General features: G+C 70.2%; 28 protein-coding genes and 2 pseudogenes. 15 read left to right on the top strand and 15 right to left on the bottom strand.

Going from position 1 to position 26,889, the window contains the following annotated elements; translation table 11 throughout:
* Positions 1-117 precede the first annotated feature (117 nt).
* The 8 genes from ACQPZQ_RS15680 to ACQPZQ_RS15645 all read right to left on the bottom strand — a co-directional run bounded on the left by ACQPZQ_RS15680 (position 118) and on the right by ACQPZQ_RS15645 (position 7,870).
* Positions 118-2,442, bottom strand: a complete 2,325-nt coding sequence (locus tag ACQPZQ_RS15680; protein WP_433296276.1) for a hydantoinase B/oxoprolinase family protein — start codon at positions 2,440-2,442, stop codon at positions 118-120.
* Between the two features lie 11 nt (positions 2,443-2,453).
* Complete coding sequence (locus tag ACQPZQ_RS15675) at positions 2,454-4,556, bottom strand: hydantoinase/oxoprolinase family protein (protein WP_433296274.1); 2,103 nt, start codon at positions 4,554-4,556, stop codon at positions 2,454-2,456.
* Positions 4,557-4,570: 14 nt separating this feature from the next.
* On the bottom strand, positions 4,571-6,172 hold the full coding sequence (locus tag ACQPZQ_RS15670; RefSeq protein WP_433296272.1) for an FAD-dependent monooxygenase: 1,602 nt from the start codon (positions 6,170-6,172) through the stop codon (positions 4,571-4,573).
* Complete coding sequence (locus ACQPZQ_RS15665; RefSeq protein ID WP_433296270.1) at positions 6,169-6,912, bottom strand: alpha/beta fold hydrolase; 744 nt, start codon at positions 6,910-6,912, stop codon at positions 6,169-6,171. Before ACQPZQ_RS15665 ends, ACQPZQ_RS15670 begins: the two co-directional genes overlap by 4 nt.
* Complete coding sequence (locus ACQPZQ_RS15660) at positions 6,909-7,217, bottom strand: cysteine hydrolase family protein (protein WP_433299237.1); 309 nt, start codon at positions 7,215-7,217, stop codon at positions 6,909-6,911. Before ACQPZQ_RS15660 ends, ACQPZQ_RS15665 begins: the two co-directional genes overlap by 4 nt.
* Positions 7,218-7,224: 7 nt before the next feature.
* Positions 7,225-7,374, bottom strand: a complete 150-nt coding sequence (locus ACQPZQ_RS15655; RefSeq protein WP_433299728.1) for a hypothetical protein — start codon at positions 7,372-7,374, stop codon at positions 7,225-7,227.
* Positions 7,375-7,458: 84 nt separating this feature from the next.
* Positions 7,459-7,617 (bottom strand): hypothetical protein, encoded by a 159-nt coding sequence (locus ACQPZQ_RS15650; RefSeq protein WP_433296267.1) that lies wholly within the window; start codon positions 7,615-7,617, stop codon positions 7,459-7,461.
* Positions 7,618-7,702: 85 nt separating this feature from the next.
* Entirely contained in the window at positions 7,703-7,870 is a 168-nt protein-coding gene (locus ACQPZQ_RS15645; protein ID WP_433296265.1) for a hypothetical protein, read from the bottom strand.
* A gap of 501 nt (positions 7,871-8,371) precedes the next feature.
* On the opposite strand from ACQPZQ_RS15645, the gene ACQPZQ_RS15640 reads away from it, so the two are divergent.
* The 4 genes from ACQPZQ_RS15640 (at position 8,372) to ACQPZQ_RS15625 (ending at position 13,460) form a co-directional block, all read left to right on the top strand.
* Complete coding sequence (locus ACQPZQ_RS15640) at positions 8,372-8,929, top strand: hypothetical protein (protein WP_433296263.1); 558 nt, start codon at positions 8,372-8,374, stop codon at positions 8,927-8,929.
* A 108-nt stretch (positions 8,930-9,037) separates the two neighbouring features.
* The gene (locus tag ACQPZQ_RS15635) at positions 9,038-10,207 is read left to right on the top strand and encodes an acyl-CoA dehydrogenase family protein (RefSeq protein WP_433296260.1); all 1,170 of its coding nucleotides are present in this window, start codon (positions 9,038-9,040) and stop codon (positions 10,205-10,207) included.
* 631 nt (positions 10,208-10,838) lie between these two features.
* Complete coding sequence (locus ACQPZQ_RS15630; protein WP_433296257.1) at positions 10,839-11,732, top strand: TIGR03619 family F420-dependent LLM class oxidoreductase; 894 nt, start codon at positions 10,839-10,841, stop codon at positions 11,730-11,732.
* A gap of 1,152 nt (positions 11,733-12,884) precedes the next feature.
* On the top strand, positions 12,885-13,460 hold the full coding sequence (locus tag ACQPZQ_RS15625) for a TetR/AcrR family transcriptional regulator (protein ID WP_433296255.1): 576 nt from the start codon (positions 12,885-12,887) through the stop codon (positions 13,458-13,460).
* Positions 13,461-13,830: 370 nt separating this feature from the next.
* On the opposite strand, the gene ACQPZQ_RS15620 is transcribed toward ACQPZQ_RS15625, so the two are convergent.
* Positions 13,831-14,313, bottom strand: coding sequence for a sigma-70 family RNA polymerase sigma factor (locus ACQPZQ_RS15620; protein ID WP_433299235.1), 483 nt, complete (start codon positions 14,311-14,313; stop codon positions 13,831-13,833).
* A 385-nt stretch (positions 14,314-14,698) separates the two neighbouring features.
* Between ACQPZQ_RS15620 and ACQPZQ_RS15615 the strand changes: the two genes are divergently transcribed.
* Positions 14,699-15,313, top strand: coding sequence for an alpha/beta fold hydrolase (locus ACQPZQ_RS15615; protein WP_433299233.1), 615 nt, complete (start codon positions 14,699-14,701; stop codon positions 15,311-15,313).
* A gap of 7 nt (positions 15,314-15,320) precedes the next feature.
* Positions 15,321-16,190 carry a VOC family protein gene (locus ACQPZQ_RS15610; protein WP_433296253.1) on the top strand — a complete coding sequence of 290 codons (870 nt, stop codon included), beginning with the start codon at positions 15,321-15,323 and terminating at the stop codon, positions 16,188-16,190.
* A 629-nt stretch (positions 16,191-16,819) separates the two neighbouring features.
* Here the strand turns inward: ACQPZQ_RS15610 and ACQPZQ_RS15605 are convergent.
* The 5 genes from ACQPZQ_RS15605 to ACQPZQ_RS15585 form a co-directional block, all read right to left on the bottom strand.
* On the bottom strand, positions 16,820-17,572 hold the full coding sequence (locus ACQPZQ_RS15605; protein ID WP_433296251.1) for an amino acid ABC transporter ATP-binding protein: 753 nt from the start codon (positions 17,570-17,572) through the stop codon (positions 16,820-16,822).
* Positions 17,569-18,237, bottom strand: a complete 669-nt coding sequence (locus tag ACQPZQ_RS15600) for an amino acid ABC transporter permease (protein ID WP_433296249.1) — start codon at positions 18,235-18,237, stop codon at positions 17,569-17,571. Before ACQPZQ_RS15600 ends, ACQPZQ_RS15605 begins: the two co-directional genes overlap by 4 nt.
* Complete coding sequence (locus ACQPZQ_RS15595; RefSeq protein ID WP_433296247.1) at positions 18,238-18,996, bottom strand: amino acid ABC transporter substrate-binding protein; 759 nt, start codon at positions 18,994-18,996, stop codon at positions 18,238-18,240. It abuts the gene before it with no gap.
* A 110-nt stretch (positions 18,997-19,106) separates the two neighbouring features.
* Positions 19,107-19,241 carry a putative leader peptide gene (locus tag ACQPZQ_RS15590; RefSeq protein ID WP_433296245.1) on the bottom strand — a complete coding sequence of 45 codons (135 nt, stop codon included), beginning with the start codon at positions 19,239-19,241 and terminating at the stop codon, positions 19,107-19,109.
* A gap of 345 nt (positions 19,242-19,586) precedes the next feature.
* Positions 19,587-19,961 (bottom strand): winged helix-turn-helix transcriptional regulator, encoded by a 375-nt coding sequence (locus ACQPZQ_RS15585; protein ID WP_433296243.1) that lies wholly within the window; start codon positions 19,959-19,961, stop codon positions 19,587-19,589.
* 78 nt (positions 19,962-20,039) lie between these two features.
* Between ACQPZQ_RS15585 and ACQPZQ_RS15580 the strand changes: the two genes are divergently transcribed.
* A complete protein-coding gene (locus ACQPZQ_RS15580; protein WP_433296241.1) occupies positions 20,040-20,450 on the top strand; it encodes a RidA family protein in 411 nt (136 codons plus the stop codon).
* A 239-nt stretch (positions 20,451-20,689) separates the two neighbouring features.
* Here the strand turns inward: ACQPZQ_RS15580 and ACQPZQ_RS15575 are convergent.
* Positions 20,690-21,122 (bottom strand): annotated as a pseudogene (locus tag ACQPZQ_RS15575) (ammonium transporter); the annotation flags it as partial.
* A gap of 162 nt (positions 21,123-21,284) precedes the next feature.
* Here ACQPZQ_RS15575 and ACQPZQ_RS15570 point away from each other — a divergent pair.
* The 8 genes and pseudogenes from ACQPZQ_RS15570 to ACQPZQ_RS15535 form a co-directional block, all read left to right on the top strand.
* Positions 21,285-21,401 (top strand): annotated as a pseudogene (locus tag ACQPZQ_RS15570) (alpha/beta hydrolase); the annotation flags it as partial.
* 165 nt (positions 21,402-21,566) lie between these two features.
* A complete protein-coding gene (locus ACQPZQ_RS15565; protein ID WP_433299726.1) occupies positions 21,567-22,421 on the top strand; it encodes an SDR family oxidoreductase in 855 nt (284 codons plus the stop codon).
* 205 nt (positions 22,422-22,626) lie between these two features.
* Positions 22,627-23,019, top strand: coding sequence for an ester cyclase (locus tag ACQPZQ_RS15560; RefSeq protein ID WP_241042702.1), 393 nt, complete (start codon positions 22,627-22,629; stop codon positions 23,017-23,019).
* 54 nt (positions 23,020-23,073) lie between these two features.
* The gene (locus ACQPZQ_RS15555) at positions 23,074-23,898 is read left to right on the top strand and encodes an SDR family NAD(P)-dependent oxidoreductase (RefSeq protein ID WP_433296239.1); all 825 of its coding nucleotides are present in this window, start codon (positions 23,074-23,076) and stop codon (positions 23,896-23,898) included.
* Positions 23,899-24,039: 141 nt separating this feature from the next.
* On the top strand, positions 24,040-24,225 hold the full coding sequence (locus ACQPZQ_RS15550) for a DUF4177 domain-containing protein (protein ID WP_433296237.1): 186 nt from the start codon (positions 24,040-24,042) through the stop codon (positions 24,223-24,225).
* A gap of 72 nt (positions 24,226-24,297) precedes the next feature.
* On the top strand, positions 24,298-25,524 hold the full coding sequence (locus tag ACQPZQ_RS15545) for a DUF418 domain-containing protein (protein ID WP_433296235.1): 1,227 nt from the start codon (positions 24,298-24,300) through the stop codon (positions 25,522-25,524).
* Between the two features lie 2 nt (positions 25,525-25,526).
* A complete protein-coding gene (locus tag ACQPZQ_RS15540; RefSeq protein WP_433296233.1) occupies positions 25,527-25,832 on the top strand; it encodes a hypothetical protein in 306 nt (101 codons plus the stop codon).
* 278 nt (positions 25,833-26,110) lie between these two features.
* The gene (locus ACQPZQ_RS15535; RefSeq protein ID WP_433296231.1) at positions 26,111-26,869 is read left to right on the top strand and encodes a MerR family transcriptional regulator; all 759 of its coding nucleotides are present in this window, start codon (positions 26,111-26,113) and stop codon (positions 26,867-26,869) included.
* The last annotated feature ends 20 nt before the right edge of the window (positions 26,870-26,889 follow it).

Here is a 26,889-nt window from a genome sequence, read left to right as displayed (position 1 = left end):
GGGACGGCCCGGAGTAGGAGCGTCGGGCGGGAGCCGATCCTGCGTGACCACCACCGGCCCCGTCACCGTGCCCCACGGCAGACGACGTCATCGACGGCCCGCGCCACGGCTGGCCCGTCACATCCAGCTCCGGTAGTCGTCGTCGGGCAGCGGGTGGTCGACGGGGACGACGCGGGAGTGCACGGCGGTCAGGCAGCCCGGGCAGAACAGCTGCCGGAAGACAACGTCCGCGTCGACGTAGACCGACGGGTCGTGCCAGATGTGGGGGCCGGCTTCGGCGGGAGCGCCGTCGCGGCGGGCCAGCGCGGACGCGAAGGCTCCCCCGGCGAGAGGACCGTGTTCCGCACCGCACTGGGCGCACACGACGGTTCTCCCCTCCGACGATTCCCGGACGGCGAGGTTGTCGTCGAGTCGGCGGGCCCCGCTCAGGTCCGGCGCGGCGATCGGCCTGAGTGGCGCATCGGGCAAGCCCGCGCCGGTGGCGCGCCGGCGGCGGAGCTCCTCGCGGGTCTCCTCGGTCGCGGTCACGTCGACCTCGCCGTCCTCCCGCAGGACGACGCCGTAGACGTCCCGCGCTGCCTCGGCCGAGACGCGGACCTGGAGCACGTCGTCGCGCACGCTCCCCGCGGGGCGCAGCAGCGGATCGCCGTAGCCGCCGCCCGCCTGCCAGTGCAGGAACAGCGCGTCGCCGGCACCGAGGGTCGACTCCCCCTCGCACGGCAGGACCTCGACCGCGCCGCCGAGCTCGTCCAGGTCGGCGGGGATGGTCGTCGCCCCGGCGAGCTGGGGCACGTCGATGCCGCGCACGACCAGGTCGAGCTGGGAGTTGCCCGGGTAACCCCCGGCCAGCCCGACGTTCTGGTTGGCGACCTTGCCCGTGCCGGAGACCACCAGCGACATCGTCCCGGCCTGGTCCGGGTGCTGCACGTAGCAGACCGAGCCGCTCATCCCGCCCCGCTGCCGACCGGGCCCGCCGGAGTCGGTCTGCTCCCGCCGCCACAGGGCGACGAGCGGGTAGAGGTACTCGGTCATCTCGACGTCGGGGGCCCGCGCGGAGGGGATGATCAGTCTGCCGCCGGTGTCGACGCCGTCGTGGTGCACCTGGGCGCCGTAGCCGCCGGCCATGACGTCGAAGACGGGTGAGACGAACCCCTTGCCGGCGCCGCCGCGGACGTCCACTCCGGAGACCACGCACAGGTCGGTGGTGCCGTTGCAGATCGACTGCACATCGGTGCGGTGTGCGGGTTCGGCGTCCAGCATCTTGGCCAGCACTTCGGCGACGAGGTTGCCGGCGCCCCAGGCCGGGCCGAAGGGGCCCTTGCCCACCGCGGCAGGGAACGAGGCGTTGGTGATCGTGTCCTCGTCGGTGACGATCTCGAAGCAGCGCATGAGACCGCCTGCTGCCCACGGGATGTCGCCCGCCAGCAGCGGCAGCACGGTGAACACGATTCCGGCCCGCAGCCCCGGATAGGGACAGTTGATGATGCCGGTCTGCCCGGCGGTCCCGCGGAAGTCGAAGACGAGCCGGTCGCGCTCCTTCGACATCGCCACCTTGATGGCGTGCAGACCGCGGTCGCCGGTCTGCGACTGCTCCTGGTAGCCCACCGCGGTCCAGGTGCCGTCGGGCAGTGTCGCGAGCTTGGCCCGCAGGCGACGCTCGGCGTCGTCCATCATGCGGCGCATCACGGCCTTGACGGTGTCGGCGCCGTACTTGCCGATCAGCCGGAGGATCTGATCGGCCGCGTTCTTGTTGGCCGCGACCTTCGCCCGCAGGTCCAGCCCCACGAGGTGCGGGAGCCGCGACCGGCGCACCCAGGCATCGGCGACGTCGCGCTGCAGCACCCCGCCCCGGACGACCTTGATCGGCGGGGTGGGGAGCGCCTCACCGAACACGTCCTGGGCGGAGGGGCTGAACGAGCCCGGGCGCGGACCGCCCAGGTCGACCTGGTGGGCGATCGCCGTCGTCCACCCGAAGAGCTCGCCCTCGTGGAAGATCGGGGCCAGGATCGCCGCGTCGTTCTGGTGCAGCCCGCCGCCGATCCACGGGTCGTTGCACAGGAACATGTCGCCCTCGGCGATGCCTGGGTTGTCGCTGCGGTGGCGCAGCGTCCAGGTGATGGCCAGGTCCATGGAGCCGATGAGGCCGATGTTGTACGTGCCGACCTGTACCTGCTCCCCGAGCTCGTCGCAGATGGAGAAGTTGAAGTCGTTCGACTCCGTGACGACGTGCGAGCCGGACATCCGCTGCAGGGTCTCCCCCATCTCCTGGGTGATCGCCCAGAGCCGGTGCCGGACGACCTCGTAGGTCAGGGCGTCGACCTGCTCGGCCTGCTCGTCGTCGATCTGGTGCAGCGGCAGCGTGGCCGAGATCTGCGCCACCAGCTCCGCGCGCGGGAGGGGGCGGCTGGTGAACTCGTCCGCGCCGGGGATCTTCGATGCCATGGGAGTCGTCCTCACTGGTAGCGCAGCACGAGGTTGCCGAGGCGGTCGACGCGGCCGGTCACGCCGGCAGGGACCACGACCACCGTGGTCGGCACGTCGACGATCGCCGGCCCGACCAGCTCGTGGCCCGCGCGCAGCCTGGCGTAGTCGTAGACGGGAGTGGACACGAAGCCGATCTGCGAGTCGAGGCAGACCTGGCGCTCCTCGAGCAGGGCCGCGGACGGGTCGGTGTCATCGGCCTCCGGGACGTCCGGCAGGACGACCGGGAAGCCGAGGCCGGCCCTGGCCCGCATCCGGTAGGTGATCGCCTGCACGCCGGCCTCGCGGAAGCCGGCTCCGGAGCCGTTGATCCGCTCGTACTGCTCCTCGAAGCGCTCGACGATCTCGTCACCGGTGCGCTCGGTGAGCTCCGTGTCCGGCAGCGTCACCGCGAGCTCGTTGACCTGCATCGAGTAGCGCAGGTCGATCTCGCGCTGCAGCGTCACGTCGCGGAACTTGACCTTCTGCCGGTCCAGGGCACGTTGCAGGTCGGCCTCCAGCCGGTCGAAGTGGGACTCGAGCACGGTGTGGGCCACCGGGAACGCCGAGGGATCGGACAGCTCGGCGCTGAGCGCGACGTCGGAGGCGGCGAGCCCGTAGGCCGAGAACGCCGAGGCGACCGGGCCGAGCGGGACGACGACCTCGGCCACCCCGAGGTCCTGGCAGTAGCCGGCGCAGTGCGCGGGGCCGGCACCACCGAAGGCGTAGGCGACGAAGTCGCGCGGGTCGTACCCGGCCTGGACCACGGCCCGCCGGAGCAGGTCGCCGGCCTGGGCGTTCTGCACCTCGTGGATGGCGATGGCGGCCTCCTCGACGGTGAGGCCGAGCGGCGCCGCCACGTGCTCGCGGATCGCCTCGCGCGCGAGGTCCCTCCGCAGCGGCTTGCGTCCGCCGAGCAGGCCACGCTCGTCGAGGATGCCCAGGACGAGGTTCGCGTCGGTGTTGGTGGGCCGGGTGCCGCCGCCTGCGTAACAGGCGGGGCCGGGAACGGCTTCCGCGCTCTGGGGGCCGAGGCGGAGGTTCCCGCCGGCGTCGACGGACGCGAGCGCACCACCACCCGAGCCGATCGTGTGCACGCGGATGGTGGCCGCGTTGATCGGGAACTGATTGACGATGGAACCCGGCGCCATGACCGGCTCCCCGTCGACGATCAGCCCCGCCAGGAAGGTCGTGCCGCCGACGTCGGTGGTGATGACATTGCGGTGTCCGAGCTGCTCGGCCAGCCGCTGGCCGCCGATGACCCCGCCGGACAGCACGGACCCGACGGTCGTGATGGCGTGCTCCGGAGCCCGGTCGGCGGTGATCGTGCCGCCCTCGCTCTGCATGACCAGCAGCGGGCCCTTGAGCCCGCCGTCCTCCAGCTGCCGTTGCAGCGGCGTCAGGTAGGTCCGCAGCCGCGGCCCGATCTGAGCGTTCATGATCGTCGTGGACGTCCGCGAGAACTCGCGGATCCGCGGGCTGACCTCGCACGACAGCGTGACGTACAGATCCGGGGCGATCTCGTGGATCAGCTCCCGGACCCGCCGCTCGTGGTCGCCGTTCTTGAACGACCACAGCAGGCAGACGGCGATGGCCTCGACCCCCTGCTCCACGAGCGTGCCCGCGACACGCCGCACCTCGTCCTCGTCGAGCGGAACCAGGACCCGGCCGGCGTGGTCGATGCGCTCGGTGACCTCGAGCGCCCGGTACTTCGGGATCAGCGGCGCGGGCTTGCGCTGCCGCAGGGTGTCCTGGATCTCGTGCGCGGACCGGCCGAGGGTGCGGCCCTCGGCGTTCATGATGTAGATCGAGTCGCGGTGGCCCTTGGTGGCGATCAACCCCACGTCGGCCACCGAGCCCTGGACCAGGGCGTTGATGGACGCCGTCGTGCCGTGGGCGATGTAGTCGGTCTGCGCCAGCATCTCGCCGACGCCGATCCCCAGCCTCACGGCGAGCTCCTCGATCGCGCGCATGACGCCGACCTCGCGATGGGGCGGGGTCGTCGGTGTCTTGGCCGACACGATCCGGCCGGCGCCGTCCGACGCGACGGCGTCGGTGAAGGTGCCGCCGACGTCGATGCCCAGTGCGTATGGCATGTGGCTCCTGGTCTTCAGCCCTGGCGGGCGGCGATGCGCCCGGTGACCGCCCGCAGCAGCTCGTCGGCGCGGCCCTCGGCGCCGCCCATCCAGGCGACGTGCTGGTCCGGGCGCACGAGCAGCAACGGCGTGGGATGGCGGCCGGGCAGGTCCACCACGGTGAGCGGGACGCCCTGTGCTCGCGCGGCGTCGATCCAGACCTGTACGTCGGTGGCCTCGTCCGTCCGCAGCAGGGTGAAGTCCGGGCCGAGCGCGTCAAGCACGGAGCGGCCGTCCTCGAGCCAGGCGTGCGGCAGCCGGAACCCGATCTGCGCCCGGTCCTGGTAGCCGCCCATGCCGATCGCCGGCTGCTCCTCGCCGCCGACCACGAGGGGCGAGCCCGCGTAGTGGTAGCCGAAGCTGAAGCCGTCGGGCGAGTAGCGGGCCGGTTCGGTCACCGCGAGCCGCTCTGCGAGCGCGGCGCGGGCGCGCTCCCCGTCCACTCCGGGCAGGTGGATGTCCGGCGAGACCTCCGCGAGGGACGCCCGGGCCGCCGATGCCACCGCGCTCGCGAACTGCTCCCCGACCGGCTTGCGTTCGAGCTCGTAGGCATCGAGCAGCTCCGGCGGTGCCCACCCGTGGTGCACGGCGGCGAGCATCCAACCCAGCGTGGCCGCGTCCTGGATGCCGGCGTTCATGCCGAAGCCGCCGACAGGGATCCAGATGTGGGCCGCGTCCCCGGCGAGGAACACCCGCCCCTCGCGGTAGCGCTCCGCGACGAGCTGGCGACCGGTCCAGCGCACCGTCCCGAGCACCTCGTGCTCGACAGCTCCGCCCACGGCCTCCTGCAGCAACTGCTCGGGGTCCTCGTCGTCGGTCTCGTGATCGGGGCCGAACGCAACGTGGTTCAGCCACAGGTCGCCGCCGTCGATGGCGATCAGCGAAGCGAGCCGGCGGCCGTAGGTCCAGTACGTCCAGGCCCGGTCACGAGCGGCGAGCCGGCCCAGCTCCGCCGAGCGGACGAACGTCGACACGAAGTTCTGGATGGCGTCGACACCCCGGTAGCGGATCCCCAGCTGCCGCCGGACGGCACTGTGCGCGCCGTCGCACCCGATCACGTAGGCACCGCGCAGGACCCTCGTCGTGCCCTCGGACTCGATCACCGCCTCGACCCTGTCCTCGAACCGGTGCAGCTCGACCAGCCGGGCCCCGCGCTCGACGGTCAACCCGGGAATCTCACGCGCACGGCGCTCCAGGATCGGCTCCAGGTAGATCTGCGAGATCCGATGTTGCGGCTCCGGCGTGGGCCAGTCCTCACGGCCCTTGCCCGCGAGCACCTCGCCGGACGAGGGCTGGTCGAGCCGGAAGAGCTCCTCGCCGACCATGGTCGTGCGGTACAGGATGGACGTCGGGTGGTCCTCGGGGAGGCCGGCTCGGCGCACCTCGTCGGCGACGCCGAGCCGCCGGAAGATCTCCATCGACCGGGCCGAGGCGGTGTTGCACCGCGGGTTCACCGGCCGCTCGGTCGTCGCCTCCACGACGACACACGGCACACCGCGCCCGGCCAGGTCGATGGCCAGGGTGAGGCCGGTGGGACCGGCGCCGACGATCAGGATGCCGCTGTCTGTGTGGCTCATGCGGTCAGGAACTCCCCCACGAGAGCACAGAACTCGTCCGGTCGGTCGACGTGTATCCAATGCCCGGCGCCCGGCACGACCTCGAGGCGCGCAAACGGAAGAGCATCGACCAGACGCGAGGAGACATCGACCGGGCTGACCCGGTCCTGTTCCCCGTGCAGGGCGAGGACCGGATTGGGCACGGTGGCGAGATCCACGGACGGCTGGTGCCCCGCCTCGAACATGGCCCGGAAGGCCTGCTCGGCACCGGGCCGCAGCGCCTGGTCCAGGCGACGGTCCGCGAGCTCGTCGAGGAGATCCCGATGGGCGCCCTCGTCGGCGACGAGGCGGGCGAGCGTGGCACGCATGGACTCCCTCGTGGGATCGTCGTAGAAGGGAACGGCACGGGGCGCCGGCCCGGTGCTGGCGCCGCCCATCACGACGGCACGTTCGACCCGCTCGGGAGTCTCGGCCAGCAGCGCCAGCGCGGCGGCGCCACCGGCAGCCGAGTTACCGAGCAGGTGCACGCGGGAGAGCCCGTGCTCGTCGAGCAGGTCCAGGACCTGGTGAGCGCGGGCCCGCGCCCAGGCCGCCGGCCCGTACAGGCCCTCCGTGCCCGCGATCCGCGTGCCGAATCCCAGCAGATCGGGGGCCAGGCACCGGAACCGTTCCGCGAACCGGGGCCGGACGCTCGCCCAGTTACTCGCGGCGTCGACGCCGGGACCGCCGCCGTGCAGCAGGACGAGCACGGACGGGGTCACGGCAGCAGGGACAGGAACGTGTCGGCGTCGGTGACCTCTGACGACGTCAGACCCATGATCCGCAGCGCGGCCAGGTGCATCTCGCTCGCGGGCATGGCGCCGAAGCCGACATCCGGGTAGTCGCAGGACGCGCACGCGTCGGCGAGGACCGCGGAGCGGAACCCGCACTCCAGCGCACCGCGGGCAGTCCCGAGCACCCAGCACTCGGTCGTCATACCGGTGAGGACCACCGTGTCGACGCCGAGCGCGCGCAGCACGATCTCCAGATCGGTGGCATAGAACGAGTTGTAACGGTGCTTCTTGATCGCCGGTTCACCGGGCCTGTGGGGTGATCTCGGGGTAGATCTCCACCCCGCGCCCGCCGTCGACCAGCGCCTCCCCCGCCGCGACCGGCGGGTACAGCTCGCGATGGATCCCCATGTCCGCGCCGCCGGGCCGGTGCACGTGCGTCGGATAGGCCACCGGTACGCCGTAGGCCCGCGGTGCGTTGGGTCTCGATCGCGGTTGCGCTGACGAGAAGCTCCTTCCGTGTGGTGGCTGCTGTGCTCAGGCCTGGCTCGCCTGGGTGTGACCGATCGCGGCGAGGATCCGGTTGAGCCGCACCAGGGCGTCACGAGGACGCGAGGCGATCGGGTAGTCCGTCGACTCGGGCAGGAACCGCAGCCCGGCCACGAAGGGGATCGCCGTCGCGACGGCGCCGAGCACGAAGATCGACCGTACCCGAACGGACCGGCCAGCGGGCTGGTAGCGACACCGGCGACGATCGACCCGAGCCCGTAGCCGGTCGTGATCAGAGCGACGGACAGGCCCCGGCGCCGGTGGTTCGAGTGCTCCGGGACGAGGCCACCGCGAGACCGGCGAGTGTGAGCTTGCGGCGGCCGATCCGGTCGGCGAGCGGGGCGAGGCACAGCGCACCGAACGCCATGCCGGCCAGACCGCTGCTGAGCAGGATGCCCACCTGCGACGGCGACAGGCCCCCATTCCCGAGCGATCGCCGGCCCGACGAGGGACGTCCGCAGGAGATCGAACCCGTCGACCAGGTTCATCACCAGGCACAGGGCGACCGCCTTGACCAGGACACGACTCATCGGTGCGGTCTTGACCCGCTCGAGGACGCTCATAGGAACCTCGTTTCGTCGCGACGCTTGGCTCAGGCCCGCGCAGTCGGGCTCGTGGGCGACCGTCTCGGACGAGGGATACAGTCGAATGTATGGAACGATCACTCTACATGGTGATCGGAATGGCGCCGGCCATCCCTCGTCCGCCCCAGCCGGACCGGCCGGTCGCGGGACCGGGCAGTGGCGCACACCACATTCGCTTGCAGTGGTCGAACCCGACGCGGGATGGTCCAAGCAGACGTACTAGTTCGTCTACTTGGCATTCACCAGTCGATCCGACTGCCCCACTTCTTTCCGATGAACCGCGCTAGTGGGGCATCACACCAGTCGAAAGGATCACCATGACGACCGTTGCCGCTTCGAGCTCAACGGGAATCGCGTCCACTCTTCGCAGGCTGTATTTCATCCGGTTCGGGTTCGCGATCGTCTGGGCCGGATTGATGTTCGTGGTCGGGTCGAGCATCGGGCCGCTGAGCGCGACGCTGATCGTGCTCTACCCATTGTTCGACGTGGCCGCCGCGATCGTCGACGCCCGCTCGTCCCGGGCGAGCGGATCAGCCCTGGGCATGTATGTGAACATCGCGATCAGCTCGCTCACCGCCATCGGCCTGGTCGTCGCCGTCATGTCCGGCATCCCGGCCGTCCTGCAGGTGTGGGGCGGATGGGCTGTCGTCGCGGGAATCGTCCAGCTCATCGTGGGCCTCAGGCGCCGCAAGCTGGGAGGCCAGTGGGCGATGATCGCCAGCGGTGGCATCTCCGTGCTCGCGGGGACGTCGTTCTTCCTGCAGGCATCCAGCGACGGAGCAACGCTGAGCAACGTCGCCGGCTACGCGACGCTCGGCGGAATCTTCTTCCTCGTCTCGGCGCTGCGCCTCGGCCGCGCCGCGAAGGGGAACTGACGTGCGGGCCTTCCCCACCCTCAGCGAGGTGCGGCTGCGGCCGCTCGAAACCTACGAACACGCCGCCTGAACACGACGGTCGGCGATCCCTTGCGAGGAGATGTTTCGATGACCACGACAGACGTCCGTCCCACTGACGTCGAGACCCTGATGGCGGCGGCCCGGTCGGCAGTGCCGGTACTCGCCGCGAACGCGGGCCGCGCCGAGCGCGACCGGCGGCTGCCCGCCGAGAGCACCGCGGCGCTGCGGGACGCGGGTGCGTTCGCGCTGGCCACCCCGACCCGGTTCGGCGGCCTGGACGCCGACCTTCCGACCACCGTTCGCGTGATCTCCGAGCTGGGCCGCGGTTGCCCGTCCTCGGCCTGGCTGGTCGCGGTGAGCGCCGAGGCGCAGCCGGCCTTCGCCCCGCTCATGTCCGAGGAGGTACTCGCGGAGTTCTACGCCGACCCCGACACGCGGCTGTGCGGTGCCGGGAACCCGCCCGGCCGGGGACGGCGGGTGGCCGGAGGCGTGCGCGTCTCCGGGCGTTGGCCCTACGCCTCGGGCTGCGAGGACGCGCCGTGGGCCATCACCCTGGTCCTGGTGAGCGATGGTGACGGGCCTCCCGAGTTCGCACTCCTGCTCACGCCGACCTCGGAGCTGGAGATCGAGCGCACCTGGGACACCGCCGGAATGCGCGGCACCGGGAGCCACACGCTGGTGGCCGACGACGTGTTCGTGCCCCAGGCCCACGTACTGCCTCTGCCCACGAGCCCGAACGGCGCACCAGATCTGTTCGCCGGGCGGCCGGCGCGTCCCCTCGGCGGTGGCGTCACGCTCCTCGCCGCGCTGGTCGGAGCCGCTCGCGGGGCACTGGACGTGGTCGGTTCCACGCTCCATGAGCGCAAGCCGCCGATGACGCAGTACGACAGCCTCGCAGCCTCCCCCGGCGCCCGGCACTGGTTCGCCGAAGCCACCCACCTGATCGAGAGCGCCCAGCATGACCTGCTGGTGCTCGCGGCAGAGATCGACCGGCTCATGGCCGAGCCGACGCTCGCCGACCGGGACACCACGGCCCTGCGCATGCGGCTGAGCTCGGTCGTGCAGCGGTGCCAAGAAGGGGTGAACCTGCTGCTGGACCTGAACGGAGCCTCCAGCTTCGCCGTCGACAACGCACTGCAGCGGTTCTGGCGCGATCTGCACGTCGGCAGCCGGCACGTGCAGTTCAACCCGTACCTCGCGCTGGAGAACCACGCCGGGCTGCTCGCGACCGGCCGTCCCACACAGGAGGCTCGATGATGGAAGACGAGATGACATCCGTGTCCCGGGGGCCCTCGGTACGGGGCAACCGGTAACGGACCCGGAACGCGAGGCTGTCGTTGCTGCGGACGCCCGGGCACAGATCGGTCGTGACGGCATCGATCCCGAGTGGGTGGCCCGCGTGGTCGCCGACCAGATCGCGGCCAGCACCCAGGTGCAGAACGATCTGCTCCGACAGCGGACCGAACATCCGGATTCCCAACCGGCCGAGCGTCCGAACCTCGTGTAGATCCGACCCGAGATCACCCGCATCAGCAACGAACTGGTCGCCGCACTGAAGATCGCCGAACCAGCCCGGGCACAGGAGGGCTGCTCGTCCTCGCTGGCCGCGGCCGCACGGACGCGGGGGGAGCTGGACGATATCCACAGGACTGCACTGAACCGGGCCTTGAGGTCTGTCTGCGATCAGGCTCCGAACTGACTCGTCCGACCGCAAGGCCGTGCCCGCGGCATCAGGCGGGGCGGTGGTAGTTATTGCCTCGCGAATTAATCTTCACCACTCGCAAGTGCGGCGGGAACTGATATGCGCGAGGATCCGCATGGCGCCGCAAGAATTAGGAATCGAAACCCTGGCACTCAAGAATGAGCACATCGCAGAAAGAGGCAAGCTATGAAATTGGGTATCAGTCTTCCGCAATTCGGCCCCATGCTGACCGATGCGGCTTCGTTGCGGCACTTCGCCACACGAGCGGAAGAGCTCGGCTATGGTTCACTGTGGGCCGGTGATCGTCTCTTCGTGCCGCTGCGTCCGAAAAGTGCATACCCCGGTGATGACTACTCCTTCTACCTCGAGCGTGTTGGCCGCAACGCTGACCCGCTCACGATGGTAGCCACGGCTGCTGCTGTGACAAGCCACGTCCGGTTCAACTTCAGCACGTTGAACGCCCCACTGCACGAGCCCGTCCAGCTGGCGCGCACCTTGACGACGTTGGACTTCCTCAGCGATGGACGGCTGGACGTCGGGTTCGGCTTGAGCTGGGTGCGCGACGAGTACGACGCGCTCGGACTGGAATGGGCGAACCGAGGTCGACGGATGGATGACATCTTGTCATTCCTCGACGCCTGGTGGACCACGAACCCGGTCACTTTCGAAAGCCCAACACTGTCGTTGCCACCCGCGCAGGTCGACCTGCGTCCGGTGCAACCCGGCGGTCCTCCGGTCTGGCTCGGTGGTGTCAGCGAGGCGGCGCTGCACCGGGTCGGTCGGCGCGCCTCGGGCTGGCTCATTTTCGATTCGCTCCCGACCGAGTTCGCGGCATCGCTGTGGGAGGTGGCCCGGCGGTCTGCGGACGCAGCGGGCCGCGACCCGGACGCACTGAAGCGGTCGGTCCGCGTCAACGTCGAGCCAGGAGAGCAGGTCGACCGGATCATTGAACGACTGGACAAGGTCGCAGCGTCCGGTGCGGACGAGGCGGTTGTCGAGTTCAACCTCGCATTGTCCACTGTGGACCAGGCTCTCGAGTTCGCCCAGGAGGTCATCCGGAAGCGCGGCGGATGGCGGTAGAGACTGGCGCGGAGTCACCGGACGTAAACCCGGCCGTCAACCGTCACGGCATCCGAACTCAACCAGACGTTGGCGTGGACTCGGCACGCGGCCGAGCACCACCCGACGTAGGCACCCGCCTCCGACGAGTCGAACAGCTCGCCGAGAGCCACACGATCCCGAGCCTGCGACTCGCGCAGCACGAGCCGCTCGGTCCTGATCGGGGGCCGGCGGCCAGACAGCGGATCCAACGTCACTTCGGCCGGCGGCTATCGCACGCAGCAACACCCGCCTTGAGGCGCTCGTGCCACCTGGTTCCCGACCAGCACGGCGTGTCCTCACCGACCACGACCGCGTTCCAGGTGCGGGCCGGGTCCCTCATGGCATCCCACCCCCTCGTAACCGCGGTCGGAACGTGGCGATCGGGTTTGTCGAGCAGCCACAGACCCATCGCGACGAGGCTCACGGCGTGAACCGGCATCAACACGTCTTCTAGTGTCAGCGCCGATCCACCGGCGCGTCGGGTGGCTGGCTCGTCGACGCAATCAGGACCTGTGCCGTCTATGCCGCGACGACGGCGTTGGTCGTGTCCTTCACCGAGGCGTTCGCCGAAGAGCCTGCGCGGTACCGGCGTTCACGTCATGGCGGCGCACCCGGGGGCGGTGGCGACCGGATTCTTCGATGGCACGTCGGCCACGAGCCGACGCGCCCGAGGTCGCCGCGTCCCGGACTCTCGATGACTACGCCCGACGGCACGCGGCCTCCTACCCGGGCCGATCCGTGACACGAGTGATGACCTGGCCTGCGCGCCGGTTGCCGCGCACGGCGGTCACACGCCTGGCCGGCGCCTTCAATCGTCGTCAGGGCCTGCCCGAGGTCGTCGACCCCGTGTGAGGGCAAGGTCCCGGCGCCGCCCGACGACGTTGCACCGAACGTCGCGGGTCAGGTGGCGGAAGAACCGGTACCGGAAGTCCGTCGCCCGTGGACACCGATGATCGGCAGCTCGCCATGTAGACTGACTAGTAGGTCTTTCCACGGCCACAACACCTCATCCGAGTGATCGAGGAGCTAGCCCGGGAAGGCCGGGAAGGGTAGTGCTCGAGACGAGGTGGAGCACCGATGACACAGTCAGCCGGCCGGACGCGAAGTGCCGGCGCGACACAGTCGTCACCGGTGCGGGAACGGATCCTTGCGGCGGCGAACGAACAGTTCTACGCCGAGGGGATCCGGGCCGTCAGCGCGGACCGGCTGATCGCGGCGGCAGGCGTCAGCAAGGTGACTTTCTACCGGCACTTCCCCTCGAAGGACGACCTGGTCGTCGCCTACCTCGACGGCCGCGCGGCAGTCGAACGCCACGCACTGGAGCAACTCCGCAGCCAGACCGGCGACGCCTGCGGCACCCTCCTCGCCATCGCGCACGCCATCGCGGACATGAGCTGCTCCCCCGGGTTCCGCGGATGTCCGTTCATCAATGCCGCGGCCGAGTTCGCCGACCCCGCCCACCCCGCGAGGAAGGCCATCGCCACCCACCGGGCCTGGTTCGCGACGTTCGTGAAGGACCTACTCGGGGAGATGGCGATCCCCGACCGCGAGACCGTCGCCGACCAACTGATCATCCTGCGCGACGGCGCCATGGTCACCGGCTACCTCGGTCCCGATCCAGCCGCCCTCACCGACCCGCTGATCAAAGCCGGTCGTGCTGCGATCAACGATGCGCGAGCGAACACCGGCCGACCGAGCGAGGCGTAGCTCGGCGATGACCCGTCGTAGCGGTCCCCGGGATGCCGAGCCCGAGCGATTGATTGACCCGCGAGGTCAGCGTGGTCAACGAGCTCGCCGTCTCGGCCGACTCACGGGCGCCGCGGCGCGTTCGCCATATCAGCCACGCAACATAAATCGTGAAATATGGCTTCTGCCGTACAGTGTCGGGGTATTCGACAAGGTCGAGCCAGCCCTCTGACAAGATGAACACGTTGGGATCGACCACGGACCTTCCAAAATTCAAGTACAGACACGTCGGTTCGGCACGCGCGAGCGGAAGAACCTTGCACAAAACGGCGACATACGCTCCTGAAAGTCAGTCGGATGGTCCGAGTTGCACCGATCTCGACGGCCGTGGTTACCCTGGTTGCAGTTCGATCTCTTGCAGTAGCAGCCGCAATGCCCGTAAGGCGTGGTGCGTGCGTGACTTCACGGTGCCAAGAGGGACGTCGAGTCGGTGTGCGGTCTCGGCGAGCGATCGGCCTTCGTAATAGATCTGCATCAACACATCACGATGCTTGGGTGTGAGCTGGTAGAGCGCGTCGTCGAGAGCCTGACGCCGCAAGACCCCCTCGACATCGTCGGCCGTAACCGCCAGATCGACAACCTCGTCGGACGACACGATTGCCGGCCGCCTGGCTTTCGCGCGCCACATATCAGTTAAAAGGTTGCGGGTCGCAGCGAACAGCCACCCACGCAGCGCGTCGGAGCCGGGCTCGAGGTGGCCGGCGCGGCGCCAGGCACGCACCAGCACTTCCTGTACGACATCCTCAGCCAGAGTGCGGTCTCTGGTGAAACGGAGAGCAAACGAGAACAATGGCACAGCCATTTCGTCGTACAGCGTACGGATGAAGGCTTCGATTTCCGCTTCTTCATTCCCAGCGCAAGGTCCGATGGGGATCTACTTCCCTCTTTATCTAGACTAACTAGTACGTCCGCCCCTGACAAGTCGTCACCGGTTCAGGTCCGGCCGCGCGTGAGCGACACCGGTAGTGCTCGACCGAATCGCCGGTCACCCGCTGGACCGACGACCCGAGCCGGCATCGGGCCTCGAGACCACCCAGGTCGTGGCCTACCCGTCTGCCTTCGGCACTTCTAGGCGTCCGGCAGCAGACTCGCGCGTCGGCTCGGCCGAGCGGCGGAGCGGCCGCGTTATGACGCACCGCGTCATCAGATTATAGTGAGCGTTACATACAAGTCGAGGGGTAGGTGTCGGTGTGACGACCATGGTGGATGTCAGGGACGCCGAGCTGGCCTGCACCGAGTTCGGTGCAGGCAGTCCGGTTCAGTGGCTGCACGGTTCCGGGCCAGGTACCGCGGGCATGAGCAACTTCGGGGCGAACCTGTCGTCCTTCGGGGACTACCGGAACGTTGTGGTGGATCTTCCGGCTTGGGGGCGCTCGCCGCGGCCTGCGACGGACGAGCCGTTGCTCTTCCACGCGGCTGAACGCGTGTGCCCCGCGATGGAGGCTCTCGGGATCGAGCGAGCCCATCTGGTGGGCAACTCCTATGGTGGCGGTGTCGCGATGCGGATCGCCATGGCTCACCCGGAGCGCGTGGAACGGCTCGTTCTCATGGCGCCCGGCGGAGTGCTCCCGGCGGACCCGCCGCCGTGGCCGGTCGGGCTCGAACACGGACCCACGCTGCTCGTGTGGAGCCGGGAGGACCAGACCGTTCCGCCGACCTGGGCGTCCACGATCCTGGCCGGCATCCCCGACGCAGAGCTACGCGTTCTGCTCCACTGCCGGCACTGGGTGCAGTACGAGCGAGCGCACGAGTTCAACCACATCATTCGTGAGTTTCTGCAGGGCGGAGCCGCGGCCCCCACATCGGAGCGATGAGGTCATCATGGGTATCCGCAAGCTGGGCTACGTCGGCCTCAACGTCACCGACGTCGACGCGTGGGTCACCCTGTTCGAGCGCACACTGGGCGTCAGGGTTACGTCCGTCAAGATCGGCACGCAAGAAGTGGCCCTGGCGGAGCTCGACGAGTTCAAGTACCGCCTCGCCCTGCATCCCTCCGCGCAGGACAGCCCACGTGAGGTGGGGTGGATCGTCGATTCACCGCGCGAACTCGATCGGATCACCGAGCGGCTGACCGACGCCGGCTTCGCCGTCCAGGAGGGATCCGCGGACGAGACCGAGTTGCGCGGCGCCACCCAGCTGCGCTGGTTCACCGACCCGGTCGGCTACCGCGTGGAGTTGGCGGTCGGTGAGGCCAAGGTCCGCACCAGCCCGGCCCGCCCGGCCGACGCGCGTCCCGGGGTCACCGGTCTCGGCCACCTCGTCCTGGCCGGCCCGAAGCTCGACGAGCTCCGCGAGCTCTACGAGTCCGTACTCGAGTTCAGGCTGACTGACTACCGCGCCCCCGGCCTGTACTTCCTCCGCTGCAACGCCACTCACCACAGCATCGCGCTGGCGCGCGCGGACACGCCTTCCATCCACCACCTCGAGATCGAACACGACACGATCGACGACGTCGGACGCGCCCACGACCGGGCCCAGGCGGGCGGCGTACCCATCTCGATCAGCCTCGGCCGGCACATGAACGACAAAGCGATCTCGTTCTACATCCGCAACCCCAGCGGGTTCCATCTCGAGATCGGATGCGGCGGCATCGAGGTGGGCGACGGCTGGATCCCGCACGATTTCGGGACGTCGGACGTCTGGGGACACCGCCACACCGACGCCAACCCCTTCGCATCCCCCGCGTCATGACCAGCGAACCGCAGGGCTCCGATCTCTCGGGCGGCACGCCGTCGTCACCGGTGCGGCGAGCGGCATGCGGCGACGACGCGCGCCGGCGTCTGCGGCTCCACTCCCCTGGCACCGCTGCGGCGTTGTCCCAGCGCCGGGTCGTGGCCGACGTGTCCTCGCCGACGCGCTCATCAGGCCCCGGGCCAGTGCGACGCCCTCGTCGCCGCGGTCAGCCGGCTCCGCTACGAGCAGCAGGCCGGCCGTGCGCAGGCGAATCTCGACGCCGGCCACTTCACCTCTCCGGCGGGCGGGTGGCGTCGGGGTCTGTCAGCTCGACGAACTCGGACCAGAAGGGGTTGCCGATGGCAGGCCGACCTCCACCCCGGTTGGCGTGCGGATGGCAACCCGGAGTTCCTCGCGCACCTTGTCCGCGTCGGGGTCGTCGGCGTCACTCGGGACCGGGGCCATCAGCCGGCTGAACGCCTGGCTGGTCGGCGACCAAGGAGCACTTCGTCCGCGACTTCGTCGAGGACCGCGACAAGGTCATGAGCCTGGACCGCTGAGACCTGCGGTAGCCGCGTCTGACGACGCCGGGGTCCGCGGCACCTTCGGCCAACCCCGGCGTCCGCCGTACGGCTTCCGTCGTGCGATCAGATCGGATCCAGGATCCGTCGGAGGAACTGCCGGGTGCGGGCCTCGGCCGGGTCGCCCAGCACCTGGGCGGGCGGTCCGGACTCCAGCACCACCCCGCCGTCGATGAACAGCACCTGATCGGCCACCTGCTGGGCGAAGCGGATCTCGTGGGTGACGATCACCATCGTCCAGCCATCGGCGGCCAGGTCCTTGATGACCCGGAGCACATCGCCGACGAGCTCCGGGTCCAGCGCCGAGGTCGGCTCGTCGAAGAGCATCAAAGTGGGCTTGAGCGCCAAGGCGCGGGCGATCCCGACGCGCTGCTGCTGGCCGCCGGAGAGCTGGTACGGGTACTCGTCGGCCTTCTCCCCGAGCCCGACCTGCTCCAGCAGGGCCAGCGCGTCCCGGATCGCCTCGGCCTTCAGCCGCTTCTGCACAACCACCGGACCCTCGATGACGTTCTGCAGCACCGTCCGGTGGGGGAACAGGTTGTGCGCCTGGAACACCATCCCGCTCTGGGCGCGGAAGCGGGTCAGCGTCGCGCGGTCGACGGGCCGGGCGAAATCGACCGAGACTTCGCCGATGCCGATCACGCCGGCGTCGGCCCGGTCCAGGGCGTTGAGTGTGCGCAGCACCGTGGTCTTGCCCGACCCCGACGGCCCGATCACCGCGGTGACGGTGCCGGCCGGGACGGTGAACGTGATGTCACGTAGTACCTGCAGGTCGCCGAACGACTTGCGCAGGCCCCGCACGGTCAGCAGATCGGTCATCTGGCCACGTACCTCTCCAGTCGTGCCTCCACCCGGTTCTGCGCGAACGACAGGACGACGCAGATGATCCAGTAGTAGACCGCGGCGACCCCGTAGAGCGCGAAGAAGTCGAACGTGGGCGCCGCCGCGAGCTGGGCGACCCGCAGTAGCTCGGTCACCAGGATGGTCGAGGCCAGTGAGGTGTCCTTGACCAGCGAGATGAGGGTGTTGGACAGCGGCGGCACGGCGGTGCGCGCCGCCTGCGGCAGGATCACTCGCTGCAGCGTTGTCGCGTACCCCATGCCGATGGTCTGCCCCGCCTCCCACTGCCCCTTCGGGATGCTCAGGATCGCCGCCCGGATCACCTCGGCCGCGTAGCCGCCGACGTTCAGGCTGAACGCCACCACCGCCGCCGGGAACGGGTCGATCACCACCCCGAACTGCGGCAGCGCGTAGAACACGATGAAGAGCTGGACCAGCAGCGGCGTGCCGCGGATGACGGAGATGTAGCCGCGCGCGAGCGCCGACAGCGGCCCGGCCTTCGAGATGCGGGCCAGCGCCACGAACAGCGCGACGACCAGGCCGAGCGCGAAGCTGATCGCCGTCAGCGGGATGGTCTGCGTGACGGTGGCGACCAGCATCGGCCACAGGTTGCGCCAGATCAGCTCCCAGGTCGAGGAGTCCACCTAGCTGCCGCTCACGTCGGAACCGAAGTACTTCTCCGAGATCCGCGTCAGCGTGCCGTCCGCCCGCAGCTCGGCCAGCGCCCGGTTGACCTCCTCGATCAGTCCGCTGCCCTGACGCGCCGCGAACGCCTGCTCGCTGGTGTCGCCGGTGGTCCCGGCGACCTTCACGCCGGTGTCGCCAGTGGTCTGCTGGTACTCCCCCACAGCGAGGGTGTCGTTCACGGTGGCGTCGACGCGGCCGTCCTTGAGCAGCTGGACGGCCTGCACGAAGCCCTCGACGGCCTCCACGTCCGCCCCGGCCTCGCGGGCGACGTCGGCCCAGTTGCTGGTGGCCGACTGCGCGGTGGTCCGGCCCCGCAGGTCGGCGAGGCCGCTGATGTCGCTGTTGTCGGCGCGGGTGACGATCACCCCCTCGGACACGGTGTAGGGCTCGGACAGGTCGTACCGGGCCCGGCGTTCGTCGTTGATCGTCACCTGGTTCGCAACAAGGTCGAAGCGCTGCGCCTGCAGCCCGGCGAAGATCGCGTCCCACGGGGTCTGCACGAACTCGACGGTGCGGCCGAGCCTGGCTCCGACCGCTTGAACGACCTCGATGTCGTAGCCGGTGAGCTGACCGTCGGGACCCTGGTAGCTGAACGGGCTGTAGGTACCCTCGGTCCCGACCCGCAGCGTGGTGGTGCTGCCGGAACCGCCGCTGCAGCCGACGAGCATGACGGCGGACAGCAGCGCGGCCGCTGCGACGAGGAACGTGCGACGCACGGACTTCTCCTTCAGATGACGGACGGCGGCGCGCTGCCGGGGCAAGTAGCGCAGCGCGCAACCCGACCCGGTCGGGGCGAGTGGTGTGGCTATCGAGGTGAGTGGTGTGGCTATCCGGACGCAGGGCGCCGGGGGCAGCGACAGAGCGCGGCGGGGGTACGGCACAGGTCGACGTGCCGACGGGACCACGCCGGCCACGGCACTGCCACCTGCCAGCCCCGTCGAGCCCGCACGATCACTCCCATCCGCTGCAAAGATCCACACACTAGGTGCCGATGGGGCAGCCTTGTCAAGGCTGTGAAACGACATTTACCTGCCAGGTCGCCGAACCCCGCCGCGGTCATTTGCTCCGCGTCCCGCGGCTGAAACTACGGCTGGAGTATTGGGCCGTGTTGAAAAATGCCGTGATCGCGCTCTTCGCGCCCGGGCGGCCCCTGGCTGCGTTGCCGGCATGCCCGATAACGGGCGAGGCGTTCGAGGATCTCGTCCGCGGTCCGTGTCCAGACGTAGGGCCTCGAGTCGGTGTTCCAGGTGGTGATCCAGGCGCCCCGGCCAAAGCTGCGTGACAAGCCACTGGCTAGCACAGCCGACTAACGCTCCTCATCGAAGTCGGCGCGTGCTCGTTCGACGTGGGGCAGCGTGACGGTGGTCCAATGCAGGAGCGCGTCGATCAGGTCCTGCAGCGTCCTTCCGAGAGGCGTGATGCGGTATTCGACGGCGACGGGCCGGGTGCTCGTGACGACGCGCTCGACCATGCCATTGCGCTCCAGGCGTCGGAGTGTCGCCGTTAGCGACTTCTGCGTGACGACGGGAATCGCCCGGCGGAGCTCGTTGAAGCGCAACGGCCGCTCGCACAGGGCGTCGAGAGCGTGGATCGACCACTTGTCGAGCACCTGGTCCAGCAGGTCGCGGTGGTCCTCGGTGAGGTGAGGGCCGTCCGGTCGGGGCGGAGCGGTTTCCGGCATGACACCTGGTCTCGTTGAAGTTCCCTTCGGAAACCGAGTATATCTCGGATACCTCATCCGACGACGAAGGGACTTCTCATGACAGTGCAGTTGCTGACCCCGGAGGGCATGTTCGCTCCCGTTCCGTACCACCACGTCTCGATCAGCTCGGGTACCCGCCAGGTGCATGTGGCCGGCCAGATCGCGCGTGACGCCGACGGGAACGCGGTCGCGACAGGTGATCTGGCCGGTCAGGTCGCGCACGCACTGCGCAACACGGCGCGCGGCCTGGCCGGCGCCGGAGCGAGCTTCGCCGACGTCGTCCGGCTCCGCTTCTTCGTGACGAACTGGAGCCCGGACAAGTACCCCGACTTCATCGCCGGCATCGATCGCGTCGCGGACGAGATCGGGCTCCCGCGGCCACTGCCGCCCCTCTCGGCGATCGGCGTGGACTACCTGTTCGAGCCTGACGTGCTCGTCGAGGTGGAGGCGTTCGCCGTCCTCGACTGAGGGTCGACCGTCACCGAGGCCGCCAGCGACGTTGCGGTCCACCAAGCCGCCGAGCTGGCCATATCGCCGCGGACGGCGATGCCCACGTCCAAGCAGGCCGACCAGCCCGGCGCGGCGCGGCGCGCATGTCCACGACGCCGTGAACCATCACAACTCAGTTCCCGCCGCTCAACCCACCCAGGAGCTCGTCCTTGCCGATGACCTACCCGTGCCGAGCCGACGGAACGCCTGGGCCGCGGCGGGTTGCTGTCGCGGACCTGCTCGACCAGCAGCCATCCGAGCACCGCGGCGCAGGCCGCCACCGTGGTGTTGGTGAACGCAAGACCGGCCAGGTCGGCCGCGCTGAGTGCTGAGCCGTCGTTGAAGCCGTACCAGCCGAACCACAACAGGCCGACGCCGAGCAGGACGAAGGGAAGGTTGTGTGGACGGGCTGATTGGCGTGGCCAGCCGGTGCGGCGGCCGAGCACGATGGCGAGTGCGAGGGCGGCGGCACCGGCGTTGATGTGCACGGCGGTGCCGCCGGCGAAGTCCTCGGCTTTGAGAGTGTTGGCGATCCAGCCGCCGTGGGAGTCGGCGCCGGTGACGCCGTCGAATGCGAATACCCAGTGCGCGACCGTAGACGATGGTCGTCCACAGGGCCATGAACAACGTCCAGGACCAGAATCTCACCCGGGGCCTGCTGCTCGACGCGGTCCGGGACCACTGACCCTCGCCGGCACCCGGACCGACGAGGCCGAAGGCACCTCGACCGTCAGGCGGGCGGCCAGCTCCGCAGCGCGGCGTCGGCGACCCGGTGCAACTCGTCGCGGCCGGCGCCGCTCGCGGCAGGTCAACATGGCCCGCCTCCTGGGCGGAAGCCTGCTGACCGTGGAGGGCGCCCAGCACGGCGTCGCACTGTTCGGGCAGAGCGAGTGCATCGACGGGATCGTCGCCGACTACCTGATCGATCTGCAGACCAGACCCGACGGCGCCGCTGCACCTTCTAGCCGCCCGTGCCGAACCGCGCACGTCAACGTGAGGCACGTCGCGGGACGAGGAACTTGCGTGTGCCGCGACGGCATACCGTCTGCTGCTCCGGAGGGGGCTGATCACGGCCTCAATCGGGCAGGGGTTCGAATGGGCAGCTATGCAGTGACGGGTTCGGCGTCGGGGATCGGCGCCGCGGTGACCGAACGGCTCCGTGCCGCCGGGCACTCCGTGATCGAGGTGGATCTGCGCGACACCGACGTCGTCGCCGACCTCGGGGCACCGGAAGGCCGCCCGGCCGCGGCCACCGGGGTCCTCGGGCGCTCCGGTGGCGTGCTCGACGGCGCCGTCCTCGCCGCCGGGATCGGCCCCTCCCCCGGACCCTACCGCCCACGGAAGATCGCGCAGGTCAACCAGCTGGGCACGGTCGAGCTGCTGACCGCCCTGCGACCGGCGTTCGCGGCGAGCGGCGACGCCCGGGCCGTGGTTCTCGGCAGCAACTCGGCAACCGTCACCCCTGGAGTGCCGCGGCGGGTGCTCCGCGCCCTGCGCACGGGTGAGGTCGACCGCGGTGCGGACGCTGCGACTGTTCGGGCCGGTCGCCCCGAACATCGCCTACGCGGCGTCGAAGATCGCGGTGACCGACTGGGCGCGCCGAGCGGCCGTGCCCCGGCGTGGGCCGGCGCCGGGATCCGCCTCAACGTGCTCGCCCCGGGACCGGTGCAGACCCCGCTGCTCGACGAGGACCTCGCGAACCCGGTCGCGGCGAGAGCGGTCCGCGCGTTCCCCGTCCCGGTCGGTGGCGTGGGCGGATCCCGGGCACCTCGGCGACTGGGTGATGATGCTGCTCTCGCCTGCGGCGGCGTTCCTGCGTGGCAGCGTCATCGTCGTCGACGGCGGCTCCGAGGCGTGGCTCCGCCCCGGCGAGTGGCCCCGGCCCGTCGCCCTCCGGCAGGTGCCCCGCTACCTGTCGCGCTGCCGCGCCTTCGCCCCGTCCTCTCGTAGCCCGCTGTCACAAGCCCTGCTGACACTGCTGCGGCGCCGCACCCCCGCAGCGCGACATGCCAACTTCTGTACCCATCGGGATAGAAGTCGCGGACCCGAGGCTCTCCCGCGATCGACGGTGGCCGCCACGACGAGAGCGTGGAAGGGCACCGCCATTCATGAACACACGAGTACAGCCCCGACACGGGGCGACAAGGAGGTCATCATGTCCGACTCCGACGTGCGCGAGGTCTTCGAGCGCTACATCGACGCGCTCAACGATCATGATTTCGACCGCATGACCGAGTTCATCCACGACGAGCTCGTCGAGAACGGCCGGCCGGTCACGCGTGACGACGTCATCGCCGAGCTCAAGGGCCACGGCGCTGCGGTGCCGGACTTCACCTGGCGGGTCCAGGACATCGCCATCGACGGTGACCGCGTGGCAGCCCGCCTGTTCAACAAGGGCACGCACACGAAGGAGTGGCTCGGTGTCGCCCCCACCGGCGCCACGCTGGAGTTCGCCGAGTACGCCTTCCACAAGGTCCGCGACGGACGCTTCTACGAGATGAACTACCTGATCGACGCCCAGGCGGTGCAGCGACAGCTGGGCTCCTGACGCCCGGGGTCGGCCCTCGTCGGCATCTCAGGACATCAACTCGAGGAGGACGTCTTGGAGAACACGACATCTCTGCAGGGCCGCGTCGCTCTCGTCACCGGCGCTGGTCAGGAACGAGGTATCGGCGCTGCGGCTGCGGAGCACCTGGCCCGTGCCGGCGCCTCGGTGGTGGTGAGCGATCTCGTACCGACCGGGGCGGGCGGCGAGGAGGCGCAGGCCGGCCTCGAGGCGACCGTCGCGCGGGTCCGCGCGGCCGGTGGCCGCGCCACGGAAGTAGCGCTCGACGTCACCGATACCGCCCAGATCGAGGCGGCGGTCGAGGCCGCCGTGAGCACGTTCGGCGGCCTCGACGTGCTGGTCAACAACGCGGGAACAGGCATCGGTGTGGGTGAGTTCACCGAGGTCACCGACGACCGGTGGGAACTGTCCTGGCTGATCAACGTGATGGGCCCGATGCGACTGAGCCGGGCCGCGCTCCCGCACCTGGAGAAACAAGGCGGCAGCATCGTCAACGTCGCCTCCACGGCGGGGGTGGCCGCCGAAGCCGGTTACGGGGCCTACACCGTGACCAAGCATGCGGCCGTCGGGCTCACCCGGCTCCTGGCAGCCGAGCTCGGGCCACGCGGGATCCGCGTGAACGCCGTTGCACCAGGGATGATCCACACCGACCTGGGCGCGGCCGAGCTGGAGCTGGTCGCCGCCTCGACCGGGGCGACCATCGAGGACGCCACCCGGTCGGTCGTGGAGAGCATCCCAGTCCGACGGCTCGGCACGCCCGACGACGTCGCCACCGCGATCACCTGGCTCGCGCAGCCGGGCTCCTACGTGTCCGGCGCGGTCGTGCCAGTCACCGGAGCCATGGTCGCCGGACTCAACTGAGCCGCGCCTGGTCCTGGTCGCAGGCCTCAGTGGCCGGATCCCGTCGCCGGAAGCACTCCCTGATCAGCCGCCCGACGCTGAGCGGCAGGACACGCGGGTCGAGCTTGAGCATGCCGCAGCGGCACGGTGTCGACTGAGGACATGACCAAGGTTGTCGAGCACAAGATCGTCAAGTTCGGGCTCGGCTGGAAGGGGTTCGACCACGACGAGATGGAGCGTCAGCTCAACGACCTGGGCCGCCAGGGGTGGGAGGCCGTGAGCAGCCTGCAGCCCAGCGTCGGCGCGGCGGCCACCGACATCCTGGTGCTCCTCAAGCGAGCCCGGTGACGGGCGCGATCCCCCGCCCGATCCGACGGTGGCGAGCCGCTGGCCATCATCACCTGTGCCAGGAGGCATGCCGTGTCCACTCCCATCCGAAACGCCCCGCCAGCAGGCCGCGATCCAGCCCTCACCGCGGCGCCGACGCCAGTGGCCGAACGGGCCCTGGCCCCCGACCTGGCCCGCGGGATGATGCTGCTGCTCATCGCGCTCGCCCACGTCCCGTGGTTCCTCTGGACCTCCGAGACCGGCTCCACCCTGCTGCACCCGGCCGAGGGTGGCATCGCCGACCGGATCGCGCAGGCCGTGACGATCGTGTTCGTCGACGGGCGGGCCTGGACCCTGTTCGGGTTGCTGTTCGCCTACGGCATCGGCCAGCTCCACGCCCGGCGGATCGCCGCCGGGAGCCCGGAGCGCGACGTCCACCGTCTCCTGCGCATCCGCCACTGGTGGCTGCTCGCGATCGGCTTCGTCCACGCCGCGCTGCTGTGGCAGGGCGACATACTCGGCACCTACGGAGTTCTCGGGCTGCTGCTCGTCCCGCTGTTCCTGCACCGCAGCGACCGCACCCTGAGGATCTGGATCGGGGGTCTGCTCGGCGTCGCCGCGCTCGGCAACCTCGCCCTCGCCGCCCTCGGCCAGCTCGTTCCTGCGGGGGCTGGGGCGATGGCCCTGCAGCAGCAGGCGGCCGCCGAGCCGAGCTACCTCGTCTCGGTCCTGCTCCGGCTGGCGCTGTGGGTGCCCACCCCGATCTCCTCGCTGACCGGGCTCGTCATGCCCGCCGCGTTCCTCATCGGGATCCTCGCCGCCCGCCACCGCGTCCTCGACGAACCCGGCCGGCACCTGCCGCTGCTGCGCCGCACCGCCGTGCTCGGCCTCGCGGTCGGCTGGGGCGCCGGCACGGTCCAGGCGCTGCTCCACCTCGGCGTGCTCGTCGTGCCCAACCCGTCGGCGTTCGTGTCCCTGCACCTGTTCACCGGCATCTTCGCCGGCGTTGGCGTCGCCGCGGTGTTCGGGCTGATCACGCACCGGATCAGCGGCGCGACCCCGCCGCTCCCCGCCCGCGCGCTCGTCGCACTGGGCCGCCGGTCGCTGTCGGGTTACCTGGCGCAGTCGCTGATCTTCGTACCCGTGCTGGCGGCGTGGGGCCTCGGGCTCGGCGCGCACCTGTCGAGCGCCACCGCGATGCTCGTCGGGATCGGGGTGTGGCTGCTGACCGTCGTCGTCGCCCACCGGCTCGACGTCGCGGGCATCCGCGGCCCGGCGGAGGTGCTGCTGCGGCGCCTCACCTACCGGCCCCGGGCCTGACCGTGCCCGAGGCGGCGCTGGTCGTCGACGACCTCCTGCTCGTGCTGCTCGACGGGGACGAGGTCCCGGCCGGGGTCGGCACCCTCTACCACCCCCTGGGCGGCGCGCTCCTCGTCGACCTCGCCCTGGCCGGCCGGATCGCGCCGAAGCGTGGGGCGGCTGCGCCACGAGACCGGTTGTCGTCGCCCGCGGCGACGGCCCGCTGCCCGACCCGCTCCGGCAGGAGGCGTTCGATACCAACGCCCAGCAGCCCGGCTCGCGCGCGGACCCTGATGCTGCGGATCGGATCCACGCTGTGGGCCCAGTGACCGACCGGCTCGTGCGCCGCGGACTGGTGCCACGCGACCGGACGCACCGATTCGGGCCCGTGCGCACGACCCGCTACCCGCCGAACGCCGCGTACTTGCTCGTGCGGGTGATGCCCATGGCTGCGGCCAGGTCCGACAGGCTGGGCGCTCGTCGCCGTGCTCCCGGAACACCCGCATCGCGCGCTCCAGCACGACGTCCGCGCCGAACCCCGCGGCCGCCCGATCGTCGCCCTTCCGGTGCCCGTCACCGCCCTGAGCATGATCGCGTACCGTTCGGTATGGGAGCAGTGTCGGTGGAGGAAGGTGCGGTCGTGGGCTGGAGCACCCGGGAGATCGCCGAACTCGCCGGGACCAGCCTCCGGGCAGTGCGGCACTACCACGACGTCGGGCTGCTGCCCGAGCCGGAGCGACGCTCCAACGGATACAAGCAGTACGGGGTCGCCCACCTGGTCCGGCTGCTGCGGATCAAGCGCCTGGTCGATCTCGGGTTGTCGCTCCCGCAGATCGCCGAGCTGGGTGAGTCCGACGACCACCCCGCCGAGGCCCTCCGCGCCCTCGACGCCGACCTGGCCGCCGCCATCGACCGGCTGCAACGAGCCCGCGCCGAGCTCCGCGACATCCTCGAGCAGGCCGCGCCGACCGATCTGCCTCCCGAGTTCGTGCCCGCCGCCCGCGTCGAGCTGTCCGACGCCGACCGCTCGTTCGTCACGGTGCTCGGCCGCGTGCTCGGCCCGGAGCGTCGGCAGGTCTGGGCGGACATGCTGCAGGACCTCCCCGACGACCCCGTGGCCGCGGAGTTCGACGGCCTTTCCGACGACGCCGACGAGGCGACCCGGCGGGGCGTGGCCGAGCGGATGGTCCCCTACATCCGCGCGCTGCGCGCCCGGCACCCGAACATGGAGGGACCGTTCTCCGACGCCCCCCGCGGCCCGCGCTTCGTCCAACGGACCGTGAGCAAGGCCCTGCAGGACCTCTACAACCCCGCCCAGCTCGACGTGCTGCAGCGCGCCGAGGCCCTGATCCACGAGGGGCGCTGATCCGCGGAGGCCCGCTGATC

It is taken from the genome of Pseudonocardia sp. CA-142604, assembly GCF_050948475.1.
Taxonomy (GTDB): Bacteria; Actinomycetota; Actinomycetes; order Mycobacteriales; family Pseudonocardiaceae; genus Pseudonocardia; species Pseudonocardia alaniniphila.
The sequence above is the reverse complement of the archived record's forward strand: the minus strand, read 5'-3'. Positions and strand labels throughout refer to the sequence as shown.